This is a genomic window from Synechococcus sp. KORDI-49, from assembly GCF_000737575.1.
Lineage (GTDB): Bacteria > Cyanobacteriota > Cyanobacteriia > PCC-6307 > Cyanobiaceae > Parasynechococcus.
Map to the genome: position 1 here is coordinate 2,271,981 of NZ_CP006270.1, position 19,202 is coordinate 2,291,182.

The window sequence follows — 19,202 nt, forward strand, 5'->3', positions numbered from 1 at the left end:
GCTTGACCGATGCGCCGTCGTTCCGTGCTCTCCCTGCTCGGCCTCGGCGGAGCCGGTGTGTTGACGGCCAAAGGACTGTCGGGCTGCATGGTGCAAGGGGGCAACAGCAGTGCGGCCAAAGGATTTCCGTTTCATCCGGTGCGGGTGCCCTTGCCGGTGGACAGTGATGGCCTCAACGCCTCGGAGCAGCGGGCCACCTACCGGGAGCTGGCGGTGGAGGACCGGCTGACGGTCCCGGAGGGATTTCGGTCCCAGCTGCTGGCGGCATGGGGCGATCCACTCGGCGACAGCCGCTTCGGGTTCAACAACGATCACCTCGGCTTTGTCCAGCACGGTCCGGACCGGGCATCGATGACGGTGAACTTCGAATACATCAGCGCCGTGCCCTGGGTGCAGGGCTTCGAGGAGGTGGTGGGTAAGCCTCTGCCCTTCGCAGACCTCGTGTCTGTTCTGCAGCCCAGCGATGGCGTCATCGACTGCGGTGAACTGCCGGCCGGCGACCGACGTCTGCAGCAGATCCGTGCGGTCGCGGATGAAGCGATGACCGATCTCGGGATCGGGGTGATGACCCTGCAGCGGGATGGTCAGGGTCAGTGGCAACGGGCGCAGGGCGCCCAGGATCGCCGTATCACGGGGATCAGTGGTCTTGAGGACCCCAAGCAGCAGCTGCTCAGCACCGGTCCGGCAACCGCGGTGTTCACGGCCGGTAAACGGCAGGGCTACGACGATGGCCTGGGCGACAGGATCGTCGGCACCTTCGCCAACTGCGGCGGTGGCATCACGCCCTGGGGAACGGTGCTCAGCGCTGAGGAGAATTTCCAATCCCAGGTGCCGGAACCGGTTTATGCCGATGGCAGTGCGGCCGCACCTTCACAGCGTCCCTTGGTCTGCCGGAAAGGAAAACTGGGTGGGCTGGGCAATGTCTACGGACTGGCGGGCAACAAGTACGGCTGGATGGTGGAGGTGGATCCGACCTCGGCTGGCCGGGCAGCGGTGAAGCACACGTCCCTCGGCCGCTTCCGCCACGAAGCCGTGGCGGTCCGGGCTGAAGCCGGCAAGCCGCTTCAGGTGTATTCGGGCTGTGATCGCCGCGGTGGGCATCTCTATCGCTTCGTCAGCACGGACCGTGTCGAAACGGTCCAGGACAAGCGGAATTCACGGTTGTTCGAGGCCGGCGAGCTTCAGGTGGCGCGCTTCCGTGCCGATGGCAGTGGTGAATGGCTGGCGGTGACACCGGAGGCCGAGGTGAATCCTTTCCGTCCAAGCCGTTTCAGCGATGCGGATCTCGGCTGTCCTGTGGAGCTGCCCCACAGCGATCGCAGTCAGGCGGGAGCGGAACTCTTCCGGGAGGATGCGGCTGTCGAGGACTACTGCCGCCGTTTCGCCACCCTGTCGGATCTGTACCGGGGTGAGGGCGAGGCGCTGCAGGGGGCGATTCTGGTGGATGCCCACCTGGCGGCCAGCGCGATCGGGGCGACCCCCACGGCCCGTCCGGAGGACACCAAGATCGATCCGATCAGTGGAGATCTGCTGATCGCTTTCACCTCCGGATCCCCCGGATCGACAGGGGGTGCTGACCCTGCCGTGTTCCAGGGACCCGACGGACAGAGCAGCTGGCCCAACGGATGGGTGATGCGCCTGAGTGAGTCCGGCCAGAACCGCTTCACCTGGCGCATGGCTGTGACCGGTGGAACCCCCTGGGCCGGCGGTCTCGGTTTCACCAATCCCGACAATGTCGCGCTCGACAGCAAGGGAAACCTCTGGATCGTCACCGACCGTTCGATGAAGTCGTCAGCGGGCGATGTGTTCGGCAACAACAGCTGCTGGTTCGTTCCCCGCAAGGGCAGCCAGGAGGAACAGGCGGCCTGCTTTGCCACGGGACCGATGGAGTGCGAGGTGACGGGGGTGTGCCTCGATCAGGCCGAGTCGTCGCTGTTTCTGGCGGTTCAGCATCCCGGTGAGGTGAACGGCAGCCGGGCTCGGGGGGATGAGGAGGTTCAGGCCCACGAGCTGCAGGATCGTGATGGTGGCGTTTTCCAGCAACTGCGCACAGTGCCGCTGGGGTCCAACTGGCCGGCTCAGGCTCCGGGCCGGCCCCCCCGCCCGGGCGTCGTGGCGATCCGCCGCCTCAACGGTCAGCCTTTGCTGGAGGCCTGATCGAGGCTGGGCACCAGGGCCATCGATGCCACCAGCCCCAGCACCAGGATCATCAGTGCCGGCAGCAGCGCTTCCGCCAGCCGCTCGTCACTGGCGTACTGATAGACACGCACGGAGAGCGTGTCGAAATCAAAGGGCCGCAGAGCGAAGGTCAGCGGCAGTTCCTTCACGGTGTCCACGAACACCAGCAGCAGTCCCACCGTCAGGGGACCCCGCAGGAGCGGCAGATGCACCCGCTGCAGCACCTGCTGCCAGTTGAACCCCATCCCGGTGGCCGCTTCATCGAGACTGGGGCTGATGCGTTCCAGGGCGGCATCCAGGCCGCCTTTGGCCACGGCCAGGAAACGGTCGCCATAGCCCCAGAGCAGCAGGACCAGCGGGGCCAGCTGCCAGGGGCCGCCGGTGAGCAGCAGAGCCAGTGCCAGCACGGTGCCGGGCACGGCGTAGCCCATGCCGGCCAGGAAGGTGAGGCTCTGCAGCCAGCGGGCTTCACTCCAGCGCTTGGCGATCGCCAACAGCAGGGCCGTGACCACAGCCAGGACGGCGGCGGCCAGCGCCAGCAACAGGCTGCGGAGACTGAGCTGCCAGAGGTCGGCCTCCAGGTTGCCTGCCAGCTGTTCGAGATTCGTGGCGGCCCAGATCAGCGGCGTCCCCAGGCTCAGCAAAGGCGGAATCAGAGTCAGCAGCTGGGCCACGAGTGCCCGAGGCCCCTGCAATGTCCAGGCTGTGGCATCGCCTCCGGCCACACCGTCACTCCAGCGGCGGCTGCGACGCCGCAGCCGCCGTTCGCACACCACCAGAGTCAGCACGATCACCAGGGTGATCAGGGCCAGGGTGATGGCACCGGTTGGATCGCTTTCGGCCTGCCAGGCCTCCAGGATGCCGGCCGACAGGCTGGGGATGCCGAGGAGCTGAACGGCTCCCAGCTCGTTGACGATCTCCATGCCCATCAGGGCGACACCGGCTCCGATCGCCGGAAGCGCGATCGGCAGCGCGACCCGCCGAAAGGCGGCCCATGGACCGATCCCGAGGCTGCGGCAGGCCTCCAGCTGCCGTCTGCCGCTCATCGCGAAACTTTCTGTGCTGAGCAGAAACACGTAGGGATACGTGGACAGAGCCATGACGGCGATGCCCCAGGCCAGGCCGTGGATGCGCCAGCCCTGGCGGCTGCCCAGATCCACCAGCGTCGCTGAAAGCAGATAGGCCGGGGTGGCCAGGGGGATCAGCTGAGCGATGCGCAGCCAGCGACGGCCGGGAAATCGGCAGTTGATCAGCAGCCAGCCGTTGGCGGTGCCGATCAAGGTTCCGGCGATGGCACTGCCCAGCAGCAAGCTCAGCGTGCCGCGGATCTGAAGGCCACCATCCGGGCCCAGGCTGCCGAGACCGTCGCGGATTCCCTGCAGTCCCTCCCCGATGAGGTTCAGCAGGGGCCAGATCGCCAGCAGAGCAAGCCCGGCAGCGGTGAGTCCCAGCAGCCGACGACTCATTGCCAGCCGTTGGCAGCCATCAGCTCGACGGCTTTGGCATTCAGCTCACCGAGCCGCTGCGCCGACACCGCTGCCGGCTGGAACGGGCCCCAGGCCTTCACAACAGGATTGTTGCCGAGGTCGCGCAGGGGATATTCATGATTGGCCGTGGCGTAGCCCTCCTGAGCCTGATCGGAGCTGAGGAACTCCAGGAAGCGTCGGGCGGCGTCGGGGTTGCGGCTGGCACGGGTCACGCCACCACCGGTGATGTTCACGTGGACGGGGTCGGGCCAGCGCACTGACACCTTGCTGGAAAGGGCCAAGTCAGCGTCGCCCTTGTCACCAGCCTGCATGCGGCCGAGGTAGTAACTGTTGGCCAGAGCGACGCCGCAGTCGCCCTGAGCGACGGCCCGGATCATGGGCGTGTCACTGCTGAACACCGGCTGAGCCAGGTTGGCCACCATTCCCTGAATCCATTGAGTCGTCTCCTGCTCCCCGCGGGTGTCCAGCATGAATGCCACCAGCGACTGGTTGTAGACGCTGCGACGGTTTCGCAGGCAGAGCCTGCCCTTGAGAGCTGGAGCTGCCAGGTCTTCATAGCGGCTCACCTCGTTGGCCTTCACCTTCTCGGCATTGAACATCGGCGCCCGCAGCCGGCGTGTGAAACCGAACCAGCGGTTCTTGCTGTCGCGCAGATCGGCCGGAACCGACCGGTTGAGCGTTTCCGACTCGATGGGCTGAAAAAGATCCATCCCGGTCGCGCGATCGAGACGGGCCGCATCCGCAAGAATCAGGACATCCGCAGGGGAGTCCGCACCTTCCTTGGCGAGACGTTGAATCAGGGCGTCATCCTTGGCTTCCAGGAGCTTCACCTGGATGCCTGTTTCCTGCGTGAAGCGGTCGTAAAGCTGCTTGTCGGTGTTGTAGTGGCGTCCTGAATAGACACCGATCTCCGTCGATTCCTTGCTGTCGCAGGCGATCAGCAGGATCGCGATGGACACGGCCAGAGAGGCCTGTGCCGCCGCTTTGCAAAAGCGGTACTTATTGAGAATGAAATGCATTCGCGGCGTTGCTCTTTGCGAACGATACGCAATAGCGATACCCCGCTCCGCGGTCTCTCCGTTCGGCTGTTACACGACGAAAAAAATCCCCCGCCAGAGGCGAGGGAAGAGTGGTGAATCGAGTTGATTGCTTCGAGGAATCAGCGACGCTGGTCGCGAACCGGGATCGGAATCAGAACAGGCTCCCGCAGGCCACCACCGCTGTTGTCATCGTCGGAATCGGCCAGCAGCCAGAGCAGCAGACTTGTCACCAGCAGAAGGGCAACCAGGGTGATGGGCTCTGCCATGGGGGTGTTCTCCATCACGACACACTAGTCAGTTCAGCCCGTTTCCGCTCGATCCGGCGGAGGGGTGACCGGCGGCTTCCTCATCCACGCAGGCCTGGAGCTGTTGCCGCAGGGTGTCGTGATCGATGTCGCGTCCGATCAGCACAAGCTGGTTCTTGCGTTCGCCGGTCCAGTCGGTGTCGTCAATCGAAAAGCGCTTTCCTGCGAGATGGAACACGTGACGTCGTTCGCTTTCGTTGAACCAGAGAATGCCCTTGGCGCGGAACACCTCAGCGGGCAGCTGATTGTCCAGGAAGTTCTGGAACCTTCGCAGGGCGAAAGGCCCATCACTCTGGAACGACAGCGACGTGAAACCGTCGACGGCGAGGTGATCCGAGTGGCTGTGGCCGTGGTCGTGATGGCTGTGGCTGTGGTCGTGGTCGTGGTCGTGGCTGTGGTCGTGGTCGTGGTCGTGGTCGTGATGGTTGTGGTCGTGATGCTCGTCTTGCGTCGACACCTTGTCCGACTCGAACAGACCGACGCTGAGCAGCAGAGGCAGCGGCACGTCCCCCTGGGTGGACCGCAGGATGCGGGCATCGTTCTTCACCTCCCGGAGCTGCTGTTCAACGGTCTGCAACCGCTCCTCCTCCACGAGGTCACACTTGTTCAGCATCAGGATGTCCCCGTAGACCACCTGGGCCCGCCCGACCTGGGTGTCGAGAACGCTCTGGTCGAAGTTCTCCGCATCGATCAGCGTGATGATCGAGTCCAGTCGCGTCTGATCGCGCAACTCGCTGCCGAGGAAGGTCATCGCCACCGGCAGAGGATCGGCCAGACCAGTGGTCTCCACAACGATGTAGTCCAAGGCCTCTGGGCGTTCAAGCACCCGCTCCACCGTCTGCATCAACTCGTCGTTGATCGAGCAGCAGATGCAGCCGTTGCTCAGCTCCACCATCTCCTCTCCTGTGGAGACGATGAGTTCGTTATCGATGCCGATCTCACCGAATTCATTCACCAGCACAGCGGTCTTCACGCCCTGCTGATTGCTGAGAATGTGGTTGAGCAGAGTGGTTTTCCCGGCACCGAGGAAGCCCGTGAGAATCGTCACCGGGACCCCAACCGGGGCTGATGCTGCAGTCATGAGATCTGCCCTGTTGAGCTCATGCTGGCAGCAGAGCGTCGATGGCTGCCGAAAGCTCGGCGTCCATCGTGCTCAGGCCTCCCAGATCGTGGGTGGAGAGTTCGATCTTCACTCGGTTGTAGACGTTGTTCCAGTCGGGGTGGTGCTGACGGGATTCGGCCAGCAGTGCTACGCGGCTCATGAAACCGAAGGCTTCCACAAAGTCGCTGAACACAACGCTGCGCCGCATGGCGGTGTCGCCCACCTCCCAGGCGGGACGCTCCTGTTGAAGCTGCTGGCGTTGTTCAGGCGTGAGCAGGGTCGGCATGCCGAGAGGGGGATCCTGGTGAGTTCATTCTCCTGCCAGGTCGTGCAGTCGGTCCACCAGCAGATCCACCTCCGTGTTGACACCACCGTCGCCGGCCCAGGCCTCCGGGTCATGTCGGGCCTGGATCGCTTCGTTGAGCCGCGTGCTGTTGCGACGGGCCAGCAGTGTGGTCGTGTCGCTGGAGCGGGAAGGCTGCTGCACGTCAGGTTTCAGGGTGCCGATGAGGTGGCAGGCAATGCGGCGCTGATGGGGAGCTCGGCGGTGCTCCCAGAGGTAGACCGCCTGCCAGGTGCCGAGCAGCAACCGTCCGTTCTCCACGCTGAGACTGAGGGCCTGACAGGTGAGAGCTGTCCGGATGTGCGCCGGCATGTCGTCCGGCCCTTCATCGTCGTGGAGGTAAGCCCTGGACTCCGGAACCATGTCATCCATCCAGGCGGCGAGGTCCTTGAGAACCCGGGGGTCAGCGTTCTCGTTGATGGTGAGACTGGCACTCGTGTGCAGGCAGGTGAGGTTCAGCACCCCTCGGGCGATGCCACTGGTGGCGATCCAGCGGCTCAGGGCCGGATCGATCCGGGAAAAGCCACGACCGTTGGTGCTGAAGTCCAGCGTTTGCAGTGCCTGATGGCTCAGGGGAGTGATTCCAGACGTCATGACGGAATGGACATGCTCTCTTCAGCGTGGCGCTGCTCGCGATCAAGCGCCTGTCTGCTGCAGGCTGGTGCCGTTCCGCACCCCGTCCATGTCCGCATCCACGCCAGCGGATCTCACACTTCTCTTCGATGGCGGCTGTCCTCTCTGTCTTCGCGAGGTTCACTTTCTGCGTCGTCGTGACCGCGATGGACGCATGGCTTTCGTCGACATCGATGCGTCGGATTACGACCCGGACCTTCATCAAGGAGTCAGTTATCGCGAGGCCATGGGCCGCATCCATGCGATCACGGGCGATGGAACCATCCTTCGGGATGTGGCGGTGTTCCGCGAGGCCTATCGACTGATCGGCCTGGGCTGGATCTATGCCCCCACGCGCTGGCCGTTGATCGGGACCCTGGCGGATTGGGCCTATCGCGTCTGGGCTGCACGGCGTCTGCAGGTCACCGGGCGCCAGAGTCTGGAGGTGCTGTGTGCAGATCGCTGTCAGCCCTTGAGAGTCGATCAGGCTGGTTAGGGTCGAAACAGTTGTGGATCTCCCGTGGCGTCAACGGCCTGGAAGCGCCTGGGTGACCATCTCAGAAAAACCCAGCTGCTCGGATCGATCCAGTCGGCGCTCTACTGGGATCAGAACACCCGCATGCCGAGTGGGGGGGCAACCTGGCGCGGTGAGCAGCTCACGCTTCTGGCCAGCGAGCTGCATGCCCGTCAGAGCTCAGAGGCCTATGCAGATCTGCTGGCCGATGCGCGCTCGGAATGGTCCGGTACCGACGATGTCAACGGCAGTGGCGGGCATGGCCGGAATCTCGATCTGCTTGAAGAGGATCTGAGACGGCAGCAAGCGCTGGATCCTTCCCTGGTGGCCTCCCTGGCCACAGCGAAGGCCGATGGTTACGCCCGTTGGCAGGTGGCACGCCAGCGCTCGGACTTCAGCCTGTTCAGTGGAGCGCTTCAAACCCTGATCGATCTGCGTCAGGAGCAGGCGCGTCAGCTGGCGGAGCCTCGCTCCTGCTGGGAAACGCTGGCACAACCGTTTGAGCCCGATCTGAGCCTTGACCGGCTGCAGCAGCTGTTTGCACCTCTGCGGGAGCGACTCCCGGCACTGATCGACAGTCTGGATCGGGAGCAGCGCCCGTCCACCGCTGGCTGGGACCTGCCGGAGCAAGCTCAGCAGCGGCTCTGCGAGGAATTGCTGCAGGAGTGGGGACGAGATCCCTCGATCACCTGTCTGGCCCGTTCTCCCCATCCGTTCTCCATCACCCTCGGCCCATCCGACTACCGCATCACCACCCGGGTGGTGAGCGGTCAGCCGCTTTCGTGTTTTCTGGCAACGGCTCATGAATGGGGGCACTCGCTGTATGAGCAGGGTCTTCCGAATCAGAGTCATCAATGGTTCGCCTGGCCTCTCGGCCAGGCGACATCCATGGCTGTGCACGAAAGCCAGTCCCTGTTCTGGGAAAACCGGGTCGCGCGCAGCCGATCCTTCGCGGAACGGTGGTGGACGCGTTTCGCCGACGTGGGAGCGCCGCTGACCTGTGGTGAAGATCTCTGGCGCTCGATGAATCCACTCGCTCCCGGGCTGAATCGGGTGGAAGCGGATGAACTCAGCTACGGCTTGCACATCCTGATCAGAACCGATCTTGAGATCGCTCTTCTTGAGCAGGGTCTGAAGGTGGCTGACCTGCCGGCTGAATGGAACCGCCGTTACACCGAGCTGCTTGGTGTCACTCCCGTCAATGACGCCGAAGGTTGCCTACAGGATGTCCACTGGAGTGAAGGGCTCTTCGGTTACTTCCCCTCCTACCTCCTGGGTCACCTGATCAGTGCCCAGCTGGGCGAGGCGATGACCGCTGAGATCGGAGCTCCGGAGGATCATGTGGGCCGTGGTGATGTGCGACCCCTGCTGAGTTGGCTGCGTCAGCACGTTCATCCCGTCGGCAGAGCCGTCAATGCTGAGGATCTGGTGGAGCAGGTCAGTGGTGCCCCCCTGAGCAGTGCTCCCTTCCTTCGTTATCTCGAGGGCAAGCTGAGCACCCTGGCAGACAGGGGGGCGATTGCCCTGTTCTGACCGTCCCGGGGGCTTGCCGGCGGTCCCCCGTAGGATCCCGGCGCTGTTGACCGCCGTTCATGGCCAACCTCGATCAGGCTCCCAGCCGCAGCATGCCCAACCTGCTGCACGTGCTGCCGGCCTTCGCTGACGAATCCGAGCTCCGCCTCAACACGATCGTGGAGCTCAACTCCAACACGATCAACAAATACGAGCTGATCACCGAGACCGGGCATCTGAAGCTGGATCGCGTCGGCTACTCCTCACTGGCTTACCCCTTTGCCTACGGCTGCATACCCCGCACCTGGGACGAGGACGGTGACCCGCTCGACATCGAGATCGTCAGTGTCACGGAGCCCCTTGTCCCTGGTTCGATCGTTGAAGCACGCATCATCGGGGTGATGACCTTTGATGACGGCGGTGAAGTCGATGACAAGGTGATCGCCGTCCTGGCCGATGACAAGCGGATGGACCACATCAAAAGCTTCGAGGATCTCGGTGAGCACTGGAAGAAGGAGACCACCTACTACTGGGAGCACTACAAGGATCTGAAGAAGCCCGGCACGTGCACAGTGAACGGGTTCTTCGGAACCGAGAAAGCCGTTGAGATCATCAAGTCCTGCGAAGCCCGCTACATGCAGGAGATCGCACCGAAACTGGTCGATTGATCCGGCGGAGCGAGGGCGGGGCTGTCCCCGCCCTTCATCTCTGATACATGTTCACCAGAACGGCCCGTTCGGCATCGGGTTGCTGAGGCAGCCCGCGATGGGCTCCTCTCTGAGAGGAGATCACCATGTCGCCGGCTTTTGCAAACATCGGCAGGGCTTCGCAGCCTCCGAGTTGGCTGTATTCGTACAGCCCGATTTCATTCTCCAGGTTGAAACGACGGCTCCGCTTCCAGCTGCTTCGATCCCTGTGGGACCTCTTCACATAGCAATAGGGGCCGTCAGCAAGGCTGTTGACCTCGGTCAGGAAGAGAAAGGACTTGTACTTGAGGGAGCGTCCATCGCAGTGAAAGCTTCGGGTGTCCTGGACGCCGCGGTTGATGTAGAGGTTGCGGCACTTCACGTGCAGGGGTGTGAGACATGAGGTCATCACCAGGCGGCGGATGATCGGTTCCTGGAGGCTCGTGGCCACCAGATCCTTGATCTCATCCGATAACCGCTCGGGATGAAAGATATCGATCATGCCGGCGTCGCTGCCGCTGCGTCCGTCGGCACGCTTGATGCGGTGATTGATCACCGCGCGATCGGCATCCACGAATGTGTTGTAACCCTTGAGCACCCGCTGATCCGGCAGGTTCAGATACGCGATGTCATCCAGACCCGATGTCTCGTGGTTGGTGATGGCGTCGAGCAGCAGATTGATCTGGCCTTGAAAGCGTTCGAGCTGATCCGGGTTCAGCACCTCGGAGATCAGGATGATGCCCTGGCGACGAAGGGTCCAGGCTGCCTTGAGAAACAGGCGCCTGCTTCGGCAGATGCCATCGAACGGAAAACAGATCGCTTCGGTTTCACGTTGGCGGTCCTCGCCGCTCAGCAGGCTCGGCAGTGTCGGCTGCGCGGCCTGGTTCGGGAGAGCTGACACTGCGTGGGCCAGGGCGGACGTCCTCTGCCGGAACGGACCTGGGAAGGGTACAGCGTTCTGCGAAGAGCATCGGACGCCCAGCACTGTCTCAGATTGAGACGAAGAGACCCTTAAGAGTTGCCGAACTGCCCTGAAAATGGCTGGCTACCTCGCCAGTGATGCATAACTTGAGACCAATAAGACTCATGAGTCCTGCAGATGCGTCTTCCTCTGCTTCTCTCCGGGGTCGCTCTGGCGTCCATCGCAGCGCTCCCTGTCTCCGCGGCAGCGGCTGAGCTGGCCATGCGCCGATCGTCCTCCTCATCCCGGGTTGTTCTCGATCTCAGCCGGCGTGAAATCAGTGTCGTCAGCGGAGCCCGCAGGCTCGGCCCCTGGCCGGTGGCCATCGGTGATCCCTCGACGCCCACCCCACTGGGTGAATTCGCCATCCTCACCAAAAAAGTCAATCCGGTTTATGTGACGCACAAAAATGGACAGCGTCGTGAGTTGGTGGGTCCGTCCAGCCCGATCGGGGATCGTTATCTGGCGTTCCATCGCAACGGCCGGGGAGAGTTTGGAATCCATGGCACCCCTTGGCCCCACTGGGTCAGGACCCGTGCTGCGGTCAGCCTGGGCTGTGTGCGCATGCTCAACGACCACGTGCGTCAGCTGTTTGAGGTCGTTGATGTCGGGACGACCGTGGAGATCAGAAACTGATCAGGCTTCCGGCCGCACGGCTTCAAAGATCTCCTGGAGAATCTCACCGGCTCCCTGCTGCTTGAGAGTGTTGGCGAGGGCCACGCCGATCGGCTCAGGATCAGCGGCAGGACCGCTGGCTTGATCCCGAATCAGACGCAGTCCATCCAGGCTGGCCACCATGCCGGTCAGGACGAGCTGATCGCCTTCGAACCTGGTGTTGACCCCGATGGGCACCTGACAGCCCCCCTCCAGTTCCCGCAGGAAAGCCCGTTCCGCCAGGCATCGCTGGGATGTGGGGGCATGCTCCAGCACCTTGATGATCTCCAGAACTTCCGGCTGGCCTTCCACGCATTCGATGCCGAGAGCTCCCTGGCCGACGGCATGAAGAGAGATGTCTCCAGGAATGAGTTGATGAATGCGGTCGGCGAAACCAAGGCGACCCAGTCCTGCAGCGGCCAGGATCAGGCAGTCGTATCCACCGTTGTCCAGCTTCTCGAGACGGGTGATCACATTGCCGCGGACGTCTTTGAATTCCAGGTGTGGGTAGTGATGGCGCAGCTGGGCCAGGCGCCGCAGAGAACTGGTGCCGACGACGGCCCCTTCCGGAAGGGTCTCGAGAGTGTGATCGGCATTTTTGGCGTTCACCACCAAGGCATCGGCGGGGTCCTCCCGCTCGGTGATGCAACCGAGCATCAGGCCTTCCGGAAGATTCGTGGGGAGGTCCTTGAGGGAATGGACCGCGATGTCAGCACGTCCCACAAGCATCTGGGCCTCCAGCTCCTTGGTGAACAGACCCTTGTCACCGATCTTGGCCAGGGCGACGTCGAGGATCTTGTCTCCCTGGGTCGCCATCGCTTCGACGCTGACGGTGAGCTGGGGATGGGCCTTCTCAAGTTCGGCCTTCACCCAGTTGGTCTGCACCATGGCCAGCTGGCTGCGTCGGGAGGCGATGCGCAGTTCGGTGAGGGCCATGGACAGGGCGAATCAGCCCGTCAGACTACGCAGGCAGGGTCACGACTTTCCCGAATGTGAAGGTGGGGCGACCCATCAGGTGGCGACGAAGGGATCTGAAAACTGCGTAACATTCCCCAAAGCACATTCGGTCATGCCGGGACCAGTGGTGAGCGGAGTGCGTCAATCGGCTTCCCTGAATCAAAAGCTGATGGATGAAGCGGATTCGGAGACCCATCTCAGCCTGATGTCGGAGGGGAGTATCCGCTTGTTACTGCTCACGAGCGGTGATCTGCTCATGGCGCGTCTTCGCAACACCACCGATCGTGATGGAGATCCCGCTTACCAATTGATCCGGCCACGACGGGTCTGCCTGGCGGATCCAGGACAGCCGTTGCCGTGGCGCCTGGAACCGTTTCTTGAGGGGCTGACGCCTCAACGCAATGTCGTTCTGTTCAAGACAGCCCTGGCGTCTGTGCTGGAGCCTGATTCCCGGCTCGTCCAGATCTATGCGGAGATGACCGATCAGGAATGTCCGCTTGAAGAGACCCCTGTCGAGCGCCTGAAACGGGCGTTTCAGGAGTTCACGGAGAGTTTCGACGCAGACCAGCAGGAGCCTGTCTGAGCCAAGCGTTTCACCGTCTGATCGGAGCCTCAAAAAAAACCCCGACGTCTCGCCGGGGCGTGATCTCTTCCGTGTGAGGAGGGCGTCTCAATTCCCTCTCAACCCTTATAGGGGGTTGCCCTGCTGAATGGAAGCAGAAGATGTACTTACGTGATTTTCAGCCTGCTGCTGCGTAGACGGCTTCCTGGTTGGCGACGAATTCGTCGTCGCTCATCACAGGGTTGATTTCGATCTGAACCTTGAAATGCTTGATCCAGGGAGCGGTGTGTTGCCAGACCTTGCTGATGTGGTCTGCGCACACAATCGCCGTGCCCCAGCCGCCTTGAGGATCACAGACGCGATATTTCACCTCAAATCCGTCGAAACGGTCGGCAGGACTACCGCTTCGGATGTAATCGGCGAAGGCGACTCCGGCGGCCCAGCTGTCTTCCTGGGAGGCGAAGTTCCAGTTCAGTTGGTAGTGGTGCATGTTCTGATTGCCATGGCGATCAGATCCTGCTCCCCAAATCAGATCGAATGCGTTGGCGACGCAACGCTGCGCTGTACTGTCCACAACGCAGCTGGCACGATTTGTTGTCAGGCTGCAGAATGAAGTTGATCGGGGTTGATCTGCGAGCTCGAGAGTTGGAGTCGCAGCGTTTTTGATCAGTTGGTAACACGCCATATCTGGTGGTTGATCCTCTGGACAGGCACCAGATGTGATGTATGGTTGCGTTATTCCTGCTTGTTTCTCATGTTGACCGGCGCTGATCTTCTCACCAAGGTCAAGGAACTTGGTGATGTGTCCAAGACTGACCTGGCCACGGCCTGTGGTTATGTCTCCAAGAAAAAGGATGGCTCCGATCGCGTGAATTTCACGGCCTTTTACGAGGCTCTGCTCAATGCCAAGGGCATTGACCTGGGCGGTGGTTCCGCTGGTATCGGCAAGGGTGGACGCAAGCTCTCCTACATCGCCACTGTTCAAGGCAATGGCAACCTTCTGATCGGCAAGGCCTACACGGCCATGCTCGAGCTCAATCCCGGAGATGAGTTTGAGATCAAGCTGGGTCGCAAGCAGATCCGTCTGATCCCCGTTGGTGGTACCGATGAAGAGGAGACCACCGACGAGTGAGTCTCGTCTGATGGCTGACCACTTCAGTCAGCCACAAAAAAAGACCGCCATTTGGCGGTCTTTTTTTGTGGCATCGAATCCGTGTCAATCGGATCGTTTCACTTGATGTATTCCTTGAGAACGCCGTTGCGGTTGGGGTGGCGCAGCTTTCTCAGGGCTTTTGCCTCGATCTGACGGATCCGTTCGCGCGTCACATCGAAGATCTGTCCGATCTCCTCCAGGGTCTTCATGCGGCCGTCATCCAGGCCGTAGCGCAGACGCAGCACATCGCGCTCTCTTGGGCTGAGGGTGGCGAGCACACCTTCGAGATCTTCGCGAAGAAGATTCTTGGCCACGTCCTGCTCTGGATTCTCGATGTCGGCTTCGATGAAATCGCCGAGGCGGGAGTCCTCCTCCTTTCCGATCGGTGTTTCCAGGGAAATCGGCAGCTGAGCGCTCTTGGCGATGAAACGCAGCTTCTCGATGGTCATCTCCATCGATTCGGCGATCTCCTCTTCTGTCGGTTTGCGACCGAATTCCTGGGACAGCACCTTGGTGGTTTTCTTGATCCGGGAAATCGTCTCGTAAAGGTGAACGGGAAGACGGATGGTGCGGCTCTGGTCCGCGATGGCGCGGGTGATCGCCTGTCGGATCCACCAGGTGGCATAGGTGGAGAACTTGTAGCCCTTCTCGTGATCGAACTTCTCAGCCGCACGGATCAGGCCGAGGCTCCCTTCCTGAATCAGATCCTGGAAGCTCAGGCCTCTGTTCATGTACTTCTTGGCGATCGAGACCACCAGGCGCAGGTTCGACTGCACCATTTTTTCCTTGGCCCGACGCCCCAGCATCAGCCGGCGTCGGAAACGGATCACTGGCATCTCCACCAGAGCAGCCCATTCCTTGGTGTCGGGATGCTTGCCGTTGTCGCTTTCGAACTGTGCTGCCAACTCCTCGAGATGGAGCAAGTCGGCGATCTTGCGCGCCAGTTCAATCTCCTCGTCCGGCCGCAGCAGACGGATCCGGCCGATCTCCTGCAGGTAAACCCGGATGGAGTCTTCGGTGTAGACCCCCTTCGGACCGATCTTGATGCTGGCCAGGGCCTTGGCTTTGGCCTCCTTTTCCGCAGCAGCTGCCTTCGCTTTCTCCTCTGGAGAAACTGTGGCTACCGCTTCTTTGGAGGCGGCGTCCTTGGCTTTGGCTGTTGCTGCGCTGGCTTTGGCGCCGGTTTTGCTCTTGGCGGCCGAACTCCGGGCCGGCTTCGCTTTGGCTGCCGCAGCTTTCGTGGCCGCGGGTTTCTTCGTCGCCGTCTTGGAGGCTGCCTTCTTCACGGAGGTTGACGTCTTGGCGGCCTTGTCGGTCGAGGCCTGATCGGCTGCCGCCAGCAGCTCATCGGCGGCGGCGCTCAGATCCTTGCTACTGGATTTTGATCGGCTGGTCCGTGCTTTCGCGGGTGCCTTTTTCGTCTCCGCCTTGCTGACGGATGTCACCTCCTTCAGCTCTCCATTGGCATTGGCCAGCAGGACGATGTCCGGTTGAGCTGTCTTGGTGGCGGAAGGACTCATAGCGATGAACAGAAGGCGGAAAAGGTGCTGCGGACTGCTGCACCGGAACACGCGTCATGGCGTGTCGGAACAGGCAAAACCTCTTGGAACCTGAACAGCCGTTCAGAGCTGCTCAGGAACCGGTTCGTTGAGTGCTGGAGGGGGCGTTCCGATAAACGGGGCGTCCGAGGGACGACATCCTGACTTGCCCGGGGTGGTCTCAGACCGGCTGGAGCTGCAGGAAGGTTGTCCTGGCTTCAGACTGCGTGTCTTCCCGCTGGGTCAAGGGCAGGTGTTGGTCAAAACGCACCAACTCATTCATGTTAATGAAGTTTTCCGATCCGTGCAACATCCTGTCAGCTGACGGTCAGCCGGTCGACGTTTGGCTGGAGGCCGGTCGCGAGGGCCGTGTCTTCACCTATCGGGCTGATCCTGACTTGCGTCTGCAGCCGGGCGATCTGGTGCGCGTCCCCCTGCGCAATCGGACGATGCACGGGCTGGTGGTGGGATGCCCCGTCCAGGCGATGCCTGCAGACAGGCAGGCTGCGCTTCAGCCGGTTGAGGCTCTGCTGCAGCGCGCGGCTGTTCCCTCCGACTGGAGGCAATGGCTCGATGGCGTCGCTGAGCGATGTCACCTCAGTGCGTTCCGGATGCTCAAGGCTGCTCTCCCCGCGGGGTGGCTCGGCCAGGCCCGGGCCTCGGCCGTTCGCTCCGGTCGTCGACTGTGGTGGCTGCAGAGAACGACGGCTCAGCCGCTGCCGGATCTCACCCAACGACAGCTGGATCTGCTCGCGTATCTGGATCGTCAGGGCGGAGGGTCGTGGCAGCGGGGTGTGGAGGCGGCCGGATTCAGTGGCGCTGTTGTGGCGGCGCTCGTCCGCAAAGGCTGCATCGAACGCGAACAGCGTCAGTCGTCAGCTGACGCTGAGCTGTCGTCCCCCCCTCACCTCGAGTCTCCCCGAGTTCTCACCGAGGAACAGCAGAAGGCGGTGGCGGCGTACCAGACACTGGCTCCAGGCAAGGGATTGCTGCTCTGGGGCATCACGGGCTCAGGAAAGACCGAGGTGTATCTGCAGCTCGCCGCTGCAGAGCTGGCGGCGGGCCGGCATGTTCTGCTGCTCACACCGGAGATCGGACTGATCCCACAGCTCGTGGATCGCTGTCGCCGGCGCTTCGGAGCCCGGGTCCTGGAATATCACAGCGGCTGCCGGGACCGTGAACGGCTGCGGGCCTGGCAGCACTGTCTTGAGCCGGACCAGCCCCTGGTGGTGGTGGGAACCCGTTCCGCGATGTTCATGCCCCTCGATCCGCTCGGACTCGTGGTGCTGGATGAGGAGCACGACAGTTCCTACAAGCAGGACTCTCCAATGCCCTGCTACCACGCCCGTGATCTCGCCATGGACCGGGTTCAGCGCTGCGGGGGCCGCGTGGTGCTGGGCAGTGCCACACCATCGCTGGACAGCTGGGTGCAGCTGAGCCCCGACGGGCCTCTCACCCTGGCCTGTCTACGGCGTCGTATTTCCGAGCAGCCCTTGCCTCCGGTGCATGTGGTGGACATGCGGCACGAACTGGCGGAAGGACATCGCCGCCTGATCAGCCGGCCTCTGATGGAACGGCTCCAGCAACTGCCGGAGCGGGGCGAGCAAGCCGTTGTGCTGGTGCCGCGCCGTGGTTACAGCCCGTTTCTCGGTTGTCGCAGCTGCGGTGAAGTGGTGCAGTGCCCCCACTGCGATGTGGCGCTCACCGTGCATCGCGGCCATGGAGGACGTCAGTGGCTTCGCTGTCACTGGTGCGATCACCGGGCTGAGATCGAAACCCGCTGCAACCATTGCGGTTCCACAGCGTTCAAGCCCTTCGGTGCCGGGACCCAGCGGGTGCTCGAGCTGCTGGCAGAGGAGCTGGAGGATCTGCGGTTGCTGCGCTTCGATCGTGATTCCACCGGTGGTCGCGATGGACACCGCCGTCTTCTGGACCGCTTCGCGGCCGGGGAGGCGGATGTGCTGATCGGAACTCAGATGCTGGCCAAGGGGATGGATCTCCCCCGGGTCACCCTGGCCGCAGTGCTCGCGGCCGACGGCCTGCTGCACCGCCCCGATCTGCGGGCGGGCGAGCAGGCGTTGCAGCTGCTGCTCCAGCTGGCGGGGCGTGCCGGTCGTGGCGAGCGCCCGGGGCAGGTGCTGGTGCAGACCTATTCACCGGAGCATCCGGTGATCCGTCATCTGGTGGATGGGCGATACGAGGATTTCCTGGCCCAGGAAATCCAGCTGCGACGGGAGGCTGGACTGGTGCCTTTCAGTCGCGCCTGTCTGTTGCGTCTGTCGGGAGAGTCGGCCACGGCCACGGCCACGGCTGCGACGGTGCTTGCGGAGCGAATTCGGCCTCTCTGCTCCTCCCAGGGTTGGTGGCTGGTGGGTCCGGCTCCGGCGCCTGTGGCACGGGTGGCCGGTCGCAGTCGCTGGCAGCTGTTGATGCACGGGCCGGCGGGATCACCGTTGCCTTTGCCTTCCGGTGAAGCGCTGTGGGAGGGACTGCCACAGGGAGTGGCCCTGGCGGTTGATCCGGATCCTCTGGATCTCTGATCAGGACGGCAGTTCAGGGAAGCCGAATCCCAGATTCCGGCGGATTCCCTGCAGGAGCAGGCTCAGCAACAGCAGCAAGGCGACAGCGATGCTGCCCAGACCCAGTCCGCTCCAGCTCCAGTTGTGACGTTCAGCGGTCATGCGCTCACCGCCGTGGAGCCTGTGCAGGGTGCTGCCCTCGTCCATGTTCACCAGGATCTCCAGATCAGGGATCTCCGGAAGGGTCGACAGATCCAGATCCAGGACCAGGGTCTGCTGCACGCCAACAATCCAGTTGCGCTCCCGCAGCGTGAGGCTTGGTGATGGCAGCTCCATCCCGGCGGATTCCGCGGCGAGCTGAATCATCCGTTTCAGTTCTGAGCTCACGATCCGCATGGGTTGCGCAGCGGAGACGATGCGCTGCGCGCCAGGTCCCGGGTGGCTCACCTGCAGCTGGGGCAGGTCGTGATGCAGCTTTTCCTCGAAACGGCTCTGCCAGGGCAGCAGGCGACCATTGCCACTCTGCACCTGCCAGCTCAGGGCGACTCGATCCGGCCCTGGGATGGTGAGGTCCGCCTCGATGCGGATGCAGCCGCTGAGCAGAAGGGTCAGTCCCAGCAGCACGGCTGTCACCAGCGCGGCGAAGCCGAGGGCCGGTGCCTGGGTCGGACCTGTCGGTGGCGGCGGTGGTGGGGGTGGGCGGCGCTTGCGTCGCCGAACGGTCGAGGAGGCGCGGCTGCCGGTGGCAGACATCTCCAGCTGGGGAAGTCGCATGGACCAGCTTTCCGGTCTGGTGAGTGCCGGGGCCTCCAGAATCGTCAGCAACTGCTTGGCCTGCTGACGGAGTTCAGGGTCGCCGCGGCGAGTCAGCAGACGGCAGGTGGCGATGGCCTCGCTGTCGTTGCCCTGACCCATCCAGGCGGTGACCATCAGCAGCCTGACCCGGGCTCCATGGGCATCCGGAAGCGGATGGGACTCCGCCACAGGAGCCAGCAGCTCCAGGCATTGGCCGTAATCGCCACGTTCCAATGCTGCTTCGGCGGCACGCAGATCCAGCGGTTCGGTCGGGGAGCTCACGG

Annotated in this window: 19 protein-coding genes; 8 read left to right on the forward strand and 11 right to left on the reverse strand. The window is 62.8% G+C overall.

The features are described 5' to 3' along the window. Positions 1-9 precede the first annotated feature (9 nt). The gene (locus KR49_RS11485; RefSeq protein WP_043695558.1) at positions 10-2,157 is read left to right on the forward strand and encodes a PhoX family phosphatase; all 2,148 of its coding nucleotides are present in this window, start codon (positions 10-12) and stop codon (positions 2,155-2,157) included. On the opposite strand, the gene KR49_RS11490 is transcribed toward KR49_RS11485, so the two are convergent. The 6 genes from KR49_RS11490 to KR49_RS11510 form a co-directional block, all read right to left on the reverse strand. Further along, complete coding sequence (locus KR49_RS11490) at positions 2,136-3,644, reverse strand: iron ABC transporter permease (RefSeq protein WP_043695562.1); 1,509 nt, start codon at positions 3,642-3,644, stop codon at positions 2,136-2,138. The genes KR49_RS11485 and KR49_RS11490 overlap by 22 nt on opposite strands. After that, the gene (locus tag KR49_RS11495; protein WP_043695565.1) at positions 3,641-4,684 is read right to left on the reverse strand and encodes an extracellular solute-binding protein; all 1,044 of its coding nucleotides are present in this window, start codon (positions 4,682-4,684) and stop codon (positions 3,641-3,643) included. Before KR49_RS11495 ends, KR49_RS11490 begins: the two co-directional genes overlap by 4 nt. 140 nt (positions 4,685-4,824) lie before the next feature. After that, positions 4,825-4,986: a hypothetical protein gene (locus KR49_RS14330; RefSeq protein ID WP_173402151.1), complete on the reverse strand. Its 162-nt coding sequence runs from the start codon at positions 4,984-4,986 to the stop codon at positions 4,825-4,827. Between the two features lie 13 nt (positions 4,987-4,999). Next, positions 5,000-6,091, reverse strand: coding sequence for a GTP-binding protein (locus KR49_RS11500; RefSeq protein ID WP_052378248.1), 1,092 nt, complete (start codon positions 6,089-6,091; stop codon positions 5,000-5,002). A 19-nt stretch (positions 6,092-6,110) separates the two neighbouring features. Further along, a complete protein-coding gene (locus tag KR49_RS11505) occupies positions 6,111-6,398 on the reverse strand; it encodes a 4a-hydroxytetrahydrobiopterin dehydratase (RefSeq protein ID WP_043695568.1) in 288 nt (95 codons plus the stop codon). Between the two features lie 24 nt (positions 6,399-6,422). Next, on the reverse strand, positions 6,423-7,049 hold the full coding sequence (locus KR49_RS11510; protein WP_043695571.1) for a secondary thiamine-phosphate synthase enzyme YjbQ: 627 nt from the start codon (positions 7,047-7,049) through the stop codon (positions 6,423-6,425). Between the two features lie 88 nt (positions 7,050-7,137). On the opposite strand from KR49_RS11510, the gene KR49_RS11515 reads away from it, so the two are divergent. From KR49_RS11515 to KR49_RS11525, 3 genes are read left to right on the forward strand one after another with little or no spacing between them, the layout of a single operon-like run. Continuing rightward, positions 7,138-7,563, forward strand: coding sequence for a thiol-disulfide oxidoreductase DCC family protein (locus KR49_RS11515; RefSeq protein ID WP_043697436.1), 426 nt, complete (start codon positions 7,138-7,140; stop codon positions 7,561-7,563). A 24-nt stretch (positions 7,564-7,587) separates the two neighbouring features. After that, positions 7,588-9,114 carry a carboxypeptidase M32 gene (locus KR49_RS11520; protein ID WP_043695574.1) on the forward strand — a complete coding sequence of 509 codons (1,527 nt, stop codon included), beginning with the start codon at positions 7,588-7,590 and terminating at the stop codon, positions 9,112-9,114. 59 nt (positions 9,115-9,173) lie between these two features. Further along, the gene (locus KR49_RS11525; RefSeq protein ID WP_043695577.1) at positions 9,174-9,761 is read left to right on the forward strand and encodes an inorganic diphosphatase; all 588 of its coding nucleotides are present in this window, start codon (positions 9,174-9,176) and stop codon (positions 9,759-9,761) included. Positions 9,762-9,795: 34 nt separating this feature from the next. On the opposite strand, the gene KR49_RS11530 is transcribed toward KR49_RS11525, so the two are convergent. Further along, complete coding sequence (locus tag KR49_RS11530; protein ID WP_043695580.1) at positions 9,796-10,680, reverse strand: hypothetical protein; 885 nt, start codon at positions 10,678-10,680, stop codon at positions 9,796-9,798. A 198-nt stretch (positions 10,681-10,878) separates the two neighbouring features. On the opposite strand from KR49_RS11530, the gene KR49_RS11535 reads away from it, so the two are divergent. Then, a complete protein-coding gene (locus tag KR49_RS11535) occupies positions 10,879-11,376 on the forward strand; it encodes a L,D-transpeptidase (protein WP_043695583.1) in 498 nt (165 codons plus the stop codon). Here KR49_RS11535 and hemC read toward each other — a convergent pair whose 3' ends face one another. Continuing rightward, a complete protein-coding gene (hemC, locus tag KR49_RS11540) occupies positions 11,377-12,330 on the reverse strand; it encodes a hydroxymethylbilane synthase (protein WP_043695586.1) in 954 nt (317 codons plus the stop codon). Between the two features lie 133 nt (positions 12,331-12,463). On the opposite strand from hemC, the gene KR49_RS11545 reads away from it, so the two are divergent. Then, positions 12,464-12,934, forward strand: a complete 471-nt coding sequence (locus tag KR49_RS11545) for a DUF6561 domain-containing protein (RefSeq protein WP_043695589.1) — start codon at positions 12,464-12,466, stop codon at positions 12,932-12,934. Between the two features lie 157 nt (positions 12,935-13,091). Here KR49_RS11545 and KR49_RS11550 read toward each other — a convergent pair whose 3' ends face one another. Then, positions 13,092-13,403, reverse strand: a complete 312-nt coding sequence (locus KR49_RS11550) for a DUF3303 domain-containing protein (protein ID WP_043697440.1) — start codon at positions 13,401-13,403, stop codon at positions 13,092-13,094. A gap of 264 nt (positions 13,404-13,667) precedes the next feature. Between KR49_RS11550 and KR49_RS11555 the strand changes: the two genes are divergently transcribed. Beyond that, the gene (locus KR49_RS11555; RefSeq protein ID WP_043695592.1) at positions 13,668-14,045 is read left to right on the forward strand and encodes an AbrB family transcriptional regulator; all 378 of its coding nucleotides are present in this window, start codon (positions 13,668-13,670) and stop codon (positions 14,043-14,045) included. 98 nt (positions 14,046-14,143) lie between these two features. Here the strand turns inward: KR49_RS11555 and rpoD are convergent, their stop codons facing one another. Beyond that, positions 14,144-15,586 carry an RNA polymerase sigma factor RpoD gene (rpoD, locus tag KR49_RS11560; RefSeq protein WP_043695595.1) on the reverse strand — a complete coding sequence of 481 codons (1,443 nt, stop codon included), beginning with the start codon at positions 15,584-15,586 and terminating at the stop codon, positions 14,144-14,146. Between the two features lie 305 nt (positions 15,587-15,891). Between rpoD and priA the strand changes: the two genes are divergently transcribed. Next, complete coding sequence (gene priA, locus KR49_RS11565; RefSeq protein WP_043695598.1) at positions 15,892-18,144, forward strand: primosomal protein N'; 2,253 nt, start codon at positions 15,892-15,894, stop codon at positions 18,142-18,144. Here priA and KR49_RS11570 read toward each other — a convergent pair whose 3' ends face one another. Beyond that, complete coding sequence (locus tag KR49_RS11570; RefSeq protein ID WP_043695600.1) at positions 18,145-19,200, reverse strand: DUF3153 domain-containing protein; 1,056 nt, start codon at positions 19,198-19,200, stop codon at positions 18,145-18,147. Between the last annotated feature and the right edge of the window lie 2 nt (positions 19,201-19,202).